The following is a 6,173-nucleotide window of genomic DNA, read 5'->3' as shown; positions in this document are numbered from 1 at the left end:
CCTTATATAAGCCCGTTTTATGCGGCCTGACCAGCAAATAGGCTGAAAATCAGACACACTTTTTGTCACTTAACCCGTTCTTGCCCCATCCCTAAAACGCAAAAATCCCCCGGCCTTACGACCGGGGGATTTTGTTCCTTGTGGAGCTTAGGGGAATCGAACCCCTGACCTCCTGCTTGCAAAGCAGGTGCTCTACCAATTGAGCTAAAGCCCCGTACACCGAGCAATTATACCTTGTTCGGCAGTGGGCCTAGGAGGACTTGAACCTCCGACCCCTTCGTTATCAGCGAAGTGCTCTAACCGCCTGAGCTATAGGCCCCGTGGAACGAGATATAACTTAACCCGTAACCATGACACTTCACAAATCGCCTGGTCAGAGGCCTAAATATTGAGTTAAAAAGTAGTCATTAAGTAGTCATTACGGCTACTCCATGACCAGATTACTGAAAACACCTCTGAACCAACGCGGCCCCGGGGCCACCGAACGGGGGTGACACCGGGGCCGGCAGGAGGCTAGGCAGCCTAGTCGTCGTCGGCAAGCGAAATCTTGAGACCTCCAACGAGACCGCCGCAAGCGTTGTAGATAACCGCGCCGAGGGCCATGAGCCCAATCGACAGCACCCACCACAGCGCTCCCACAGCGGCCGCCAGGCCAAGGACGAGACCCGCGCTGATGGAATCCTCCCCTCCGACCATTTCACTGATCGGAGCGAGCAATCCCATCCCGGAGAGCAAGAGGTAGAGCAGGCCAACCGCGGCAAGCCAGACGAGGAAGCCAATGAAACCGGTGGCCGCCGTAATGCGCATGGCGGACCAGGGGCTCACTTTGTCGACTACCAAGTTAGTTTCGGCCATGCGCTTACTCCTTCTCCGCCTCCGAGTCACCGGACTCGGCAGCACCGGTGCTCTTGGTGGCGCCGGTGCGCTTCGGGACTACGTCCAAGGTTCCGGCCTCAGAGACCTTGGAAGCGGTCTCCTCGCCCTCATCCTCGACGTTGCGGTCGATAGCCAGCAGTTCCACGCCGTCAGCGAGGTTGACCAGGCGCACGCCCTTAGTGGCACGCGAGGTGGCGCGAATCTCGTTGACGTTGGTGCGGATGATGTCGCCGGCGGAGGTGACAGCGAAGATTTCGTCGTCGTTGTCGACCACCAGGGCGCCCATCAGCGGACCACGCTTCGGGTCGTACTTGAGCGTCAGCACGCCCATACCGCCGCGGTTCTGCGGGGTGTACTCGCTGAGCTTGGTCTTCTTGCCGAAGCCACCGGTCGTTGCAACCAGCAGGTTGTGCTCTTCCTCGACCACGACCATGCTGAGCAGCTTGTCGTCGCCCTTGAAGCGCATACCCTGGACACCGGCAGTGGCGCGGCCCATCGGGCGCAGCGCGTCGTCGGAGGCGGTGAAACGGATAGCCTGGCCGCGCTCGGAGACGAGTAGCAGGTCATCGTCAGCAGAGCACAGACGAGCACCGATGAGGGAGTCGCCTTCGCGCAGGTTGATGGCAATCAGGCCAGCGGAGCGAGCGGACTCGTAGTCCTCCAGGCGAGACTTCTTGACCTTGCCCTCGCTGGTGGCCAGCACCAGGTACGGGCTGTCCTGGTAGCTCTGAATCTGCAGCACCTCGGCGATGCGCTCCTCCGGCTGGAACTCCAGCAGATTGGCGACATGCTGGCCGCGGGCGGCGCGAGTGGCCTCCGGCAGTTCGTAGGCCTTGAGACGGTAGACGCGACCCTTGTTGGTGAAGAACAGAATCCAGTCGTGCGTGGAGCAGACGAAGAAGTGGCGGACAATGTCGTCCTGCTTCAGATCCGCACCGCGCACGCCCTTGCCACCACGGCGCTGGGCCTTGTAGGCATCGACCTTGGTGCGCTTGGCGTAGCCCGTGGAAGTAATGGTCACAACCACGTTTTCGCGGGCGATGAGGTCCTCTTCGGTGACATCGCCCTCAGCGGCCACAATCTGGGTACGACGGTCATCGCCGTACTTCTCCACAACCTCGGTCAGCTCTTCCTTGACGATGGCGCGCTGACGCTCCGGGTTAGCCAGGATGTCCTTCAGGTCGGCGATCTCAAGCTCGATCTCAGCCAACTCGTCAATAATCTTCTGGCGCTCCAGAGCAGCCAGACGACGCAGCTGCATCGCCAAAATGGCGTCAGCCTGAATCTCGTCGATTTCGAGCAGACCCATCAGGCCCGTGCGCGCGGTATCAACCGTGGCAGACCGGCGAATCAGAGCGATGACCTCGTCCAACATATCCAGGGCCTTGACCAGGCCACGCAGGATATGGGCGCGCTTTTCCTTCTCGTCCAGGCGGAACTGGGTCCGTCGAACGATGACCTCAATCTGGTGGGCGACATACAGCGTCACCATCTGGTCAATGCGCAGCGTACGAGGCACACCGTCGACGATGGCGAGCATGTTCGCACCGAAGCTGGTCTGCAGCTGGGAGTGCTTGTACAGGTTGTTCAGCACCACACGCGGCACGGCGTCGCGCTTGAGCTTGACGACGATACGCATGCCCCACTTCAGGTCAGATTCGTCATCAATCGAGGCAATGCCCTGCAGACGCCCGTCCTTGACCTGATCCGCGATGTTGGCAATCATGCGGTCCGGGTTGACCTGGTACGGCAGCTCAGTGATGACAATCGACTGACGAGTGCCCTCCTGCTCAATCGAGGTCACACCGCGCATGCGAATCGAACCACGGCCGGTGGTGTAGGCCTCCTTGATGCCCTTATCGCCGACAATTTGGGCGGCAGTTGGGAAATCCGGGCCCTTGATGCGTTCCATGACCGCATCCAGCGTGGTCTTTTCATCCGCTTCCGGGTTGTCCAGGCACCAGTTGATGGCATCCGCGACCTCACGGAGGTTGTGCGGTGGGATGTTGGTGGCCATACCGACGGCAATACCGCCAGAGCCGTTCATCAACAGCTGCGGGACACGCGACGGCAGAATAACAGGCTCTGTCGTACGACCGTCATAGTTCGGCTGGAAATCGACGGTGTTTTCGCGAATGTCGCGCACCATTTCCATGGCCAACGGCGTCAGACGGGCCTCCGTGTAACGCATAGCTGCGGGGCCGTCGTCACCGCGGGAGCCGAAGTTACCCTGACCGTCGACAAGCGGATAGCGCATGGACCACGGCTGCGCCATGCGCACCATGGTGTCGTAAATAGCGCTGTCGCCGTGCGGGTGGTAGTTACCCATCGTGTCCGAAACCGGCTTAGCGGACTTCACATAGCCGCGCTCCGGGCGGTAGCCGTTGTCGAACATGGCGTAGAGAATGCGGCGGTGCACCGGCTTGAGACCATCACGAATCTCCGGCAGCGCACGGCCCACAATCACGCTCATGGCGTAGTCGATATAGCTCGACTGCATCTCTTCATTGATGTCGATCGGGCGAACCTGGTGGCCCAATACTCCACTTCCGAAGGATGAGCCGTCGTTGTTGTTATCGTCGCTCAATGACTGCTTCCTTTACTTAAAAGAGGTTCGCATCCATTCTACAGGGCTTTAGAGCCAGCTTTACGACGCCGTGTGCAACTTTTCGATACCATTGTGGTATCAAATACTCGGTTTCTAAGCCTGATAGCGACGATTGAGGCAGTAAGGAGAGCGCGATGGCGATGACCTTAAGGCTCACGAAAGAACAGGACACCGCCCTGGCGCTGCTGGCGCAAATGGAGGGCGTATCCAAACATGAGGCCGTCATTCGCGCCATTGAATCCGCCGCCGCGAGAGCCCTTCAACAAGGTCAGGCCCGGGAAATTACGGCAAGCGTGATTGATACCGACATGGCGCTGCTGCGAAAGTTGAGCTCCCCGAGCCCCCGGGGAACAGAGGAATGAGGGCGCCCCAAGTTCAACCTCTCAGCGAGGCTGCAATCCTGGCGGCTACCGACGAACTGGTGGTCAAAGTGCCGGAATTGGCTGACGCTACGCTTGTGCGACCATGGGCAATCAGCGCCATTGCTGCCGCCAGCCCAGGTGTCATTGCTGGTCACCGCAGTTTTCCCACGGTTTCTGCGGCTGCACAAGCGGTCGCTGACGCAACGTTTCACGTGAAACCACTGAGTTTTGGAAACACCGCGCTGGGCGCACTACTTGCACACATACTCCTCATCACCAATGGCGAAGAAGTGTCATTCGCAGCGACGTGGAAACTGGTCAAAAGCGGCATCTAGCCAGGGACGCGGCCTAGTCACCCTTCCGGGTAAACGGGCTCGTCGGAATGCGATTGCCGGACTCCAGCCGACCCGTGTAGTACGCCGAGACGTCACCTTCAGTCAGCTCGACCTCGTACCAGCCATCACGGACATAATCAGCCGTTCGGTCCTGCCCACCAACTAGAACACGTCCCGCCGCGTGCTCCAAAGTGACCTCCGGCAACTCTTTCGCCGTCTTGCTGAATACACGCAGGAAGCGGTCCGGGCCGCACACGGTAAGTTCGCGCTCCAGGAGTCCAATTCGCAGCTCTAACGTACCGAGCACCGTGTGATGCTCCACCTTATTGCCACTGTAAACAGCGAAAACAGCCTCACGGGAACCGTCATTGACCAGCACAAGATTGCCGCCTTTGAGGTAGGCGTGCAGCCGGTACGGTGTCGGCAGCGCGGTCGCCTGCTCGGACTCCTGCACAGGATAGTCACCGGCCGGCTCCGCCTCCCAGCGCTTCACAAACTCCGGCGCTGGTCCCGGCTGCTCTGGAAGCTGCATTCCCGTAGACGCCGAGAAGTCCAGTGTGGATACCAAATCACCACATACCCGACGACGCCAATCAGTGATATTTCCGCAGCTCACGCCGGTGACTTGCTCCAGGAAACGGATCACCGAAGTGTGATCGAAGACCTCTGAGGACACCAAACCACCCACCGACCACGGTGAAATGACAGTCATCGGGACGCGGAAACCGAGCCCCTTCGGCTTGCCCAGGTACCACTCCCCCGGCTCATTCTTCGGCGGCAGCGGCGGCACCACATGGTCGAAGTAACCATCAAACTCGTCAAAGTTAATCAGGAAGACGGTCTTGGCCCACACCTCCGGGTTGGAGGCCAACGCATCCAACAGGCGGTAAGTGATATTCGCCGACTGAATCGGCGAGGACGCTCCCGGGTGCTCGCTTTCCGCGGCCGACGGCACAATCCAGGACACCTTTGGCAGCTGTCCGGATTCAACGTCCCGTCGGAAAGCATCAGCGAGCGTGCCCGGCTGGCGACGGTAAAGCGCACGATCGTAGAGATTCCGTTCCGCCTCAGGCAGCTTCTCCACAGCGGCATTCAGGCGGTCGACCATCTCCTGCTGCTCTGCAGTTGGCGGCATCCCATCGCCCAGTTCCAGCAGCTTCTCGTGGAAGCCCGTCATGTCGCGACCAGGCAGCCCGGCCTCACGAATGACCTTGCGGCCAATATTTCGAAACGCGGCGAAGAAATCCAGGTTGTTGTCCGTGTAGTTATCCCACTCCTGGTAGACGCGCCATGGCACCCCAGCCGCCGAGAGATCCTCGGCATACGTGCGCCACCTGTACCCCGGGTGCGTCGGCTCGTACGCCGCATTGCCAACCGCTCCAGTCCCCCACGGTTCCTTTCGGGTATCACCCGAAAACAGGTAGTTGCGGTTCGGGCTTGTCGACGTAGGCATCGAGGAAAAGTAACCATCGCAGATAGTGAACGTCTCTGCGAGAGCGAATTGGAACGCGATGTCCTGGCGGTCATAACAGGCCATCGTGCCCTTGCCCTTGGCCTCGATCCAGCCGTTACAGCGGCCGCCGTTTAGTGCAACCTGCCCGTCTTCCCAACCGTGCGGCAAACTTGCAATGTACTCCACCGAGAGATCACCGCGATTAGCGGCGTTGCGAATCAGGTATGGACTGACCCCACTCTGGTTGAAAACGCCCGGCAAAGCGGAATTGTCGTTGTACCCCCGCACACCTCGGAGAGTGCCGAAGTAGTGATCAAAAGAGCGGTTTTCCTGCATCAACACGACAACGTGCTCAACCTGGTCGAGGGAGCCAGCCGGTCGGGGCTGCGCGAGTGCATGGCGCAATGATGGCGGCAGCAGCGTGCTCGCAGCGGTGACAGCACCGACTCCTGCGGCGGTCTGCAGGAAGTGCCGACGGGAAAATTCAGATATATTTTTAGGTGAAGTTGCCATAGGCATCTACGTTAAGAAGCGCAGAT

Annotated in this window: 5 protein-coding genes and 2 tRNA genes; 2 read left to right on the top strand and 5 right to left on the bottom strand. The window is 59.6% G+C overall.

Annotated features, from left to right (window positions below; genetic code table 11):
* Positions 1–141 precede the first annotated feature (141 nt).
* The 4 genes from QP982_RS09250 to gyrA all read right to left on the bottom strand — a co-directional run bounded on the left by QP982_RS09250 (position 142) and on the right by gyrA (position 3,376).
* A tRNA-Ala gene (locus QP982_RS09250) sits at positions 142–214 on the bottom strand.
* Between the two features lie 31 nt (positions 215–245).
* Positions 246–319: transfer RNA gene (locus tag QP982_RS09245), tRNA-Ile, on the bottom strand.
* 203 nt (positions 320–522) lie between these two features.
* Positions 523–855 carry a DUF3566 domain-containing protein gene (locus QP982_RS09240; protein ID WP_049189406.1) on the bottom strand — a complete coding sequence of 111 codons (333 nt, stop codon included), beginning with the start codon at positions 853–855 and terminating at the stop codon, positions 523–525.
* A gap of 4 nt (positions 856–859) precedes the next feature.
* Positions 860–3,376 (bottom strand): DNA gyrase subunit A, encoded by a 2,517-nt coding sequence (gene gyrA / locus QP982_RS09235; protein WP_246819321.1) that lies wholly within the window; start codon positions 3,374–3,376, stop codon positions 860–862.
* Between the two features lie 242 nt (positions 3,377–3,618).
* Between gyrA and QP982_RS09230 the strand changes: the two genes are divergently transcribed.
* Together QP982_RS09230 and QP982_RS09225 are read left to right on the top strand one after the other, a co-directional pair.
* Complete coding sequence (locus tag QP982_RS09230) at positions 3,619–3,846, top strand: CopG family transcriptional regulator (protein WP_284870455.1); 228 nt, start codon at positions 3,619–3,621, stop codon at positions 3,844–3,846.
* Positions 3,843–4,181, top strand: coding sequence for a hypothetical protein (locus QP982_RS09225; RefSeq protein ID WP_284870454.1), 339 nt, complete (start codon positions 3,843–3,845; stop codon positions 4,179–4,181). Before QP982_RS09230 ends, QP982_RS09225 begins: the two co-directional genes overlap by 4 nt.
* Before the next feature lie 13 nt (positions 4,182–4,194).
* Here the strand turns inward: QP982_RS09225 and QP982_RS09220 are convergent, their stop codons facing one another.
* On the bottom strand, positions 4,195–6,147 hold the full coding sequence (locus QP982_RS09220) for an alkaline phosphatase family protein (RefSeq protein ID WP_284870453.1): 1,953 nt from the start codon (positions 6,145–6,147) through the stop codon (positions 4,195–4,197).
* Positions 6,148–6,173 lie beyond the last annotated feature (26 nt).

Source organism: Corynebacterium sp. MSK019 (assembly GCF_030232425.1).
Classification (GTDB): Bacteria; Actinomycetota; Actinomycetes; order Mycobacteriales; family Mycobacteriaceae; genus Corynebacterium; species Corynebacterium jeikeium_D.
Note: the sequence above shows the minus strand (reverse complement) of the source record. Positions and strands in the feature narration are given on the sequence as shown.

What these genes read in the sequence shown, in the direction of transcription:
- QP982_RS09225 (WP_284870454.1), top strand. Translation starts at nt 3,843, where the DNA reads ATGAGGGCGCCCCAAGTTCAACCTCTCAGCGAGGCTGCAATCCTGGCG.
- QP982_RS09220 (WP_284870453.1), bottom strand. Translation starts at nt 6,147, where the DNA reads ATGGCAACTTCACCTAAAAATATATCTGAATTTTCCCGTCGGCACTTC.
- QP982_RS09230 (WP_284870455.1), top strand. Translation starts at nt 3,619, where the DNA reads ATGGCGATGACCTTAAGGCTCACGAAAGAACAGGACACCGCCCTGGCG.
- gyrA (WP_246819321.1), bottom strand. Translation starts at nt 3,376, where the DNA reads ATGCAGTCGAGCTATATCGACTACGCCATGAGCGTGATTGTGGGCCGT.
- QP982_RS09240 (WP_049189406.1), bottom strand. Translation starts at nt 855, where the DNA reads ATGGCCGAAACTAACTTGGTAGTCGACAAAGTGAGCCCCTGGTCCGCC.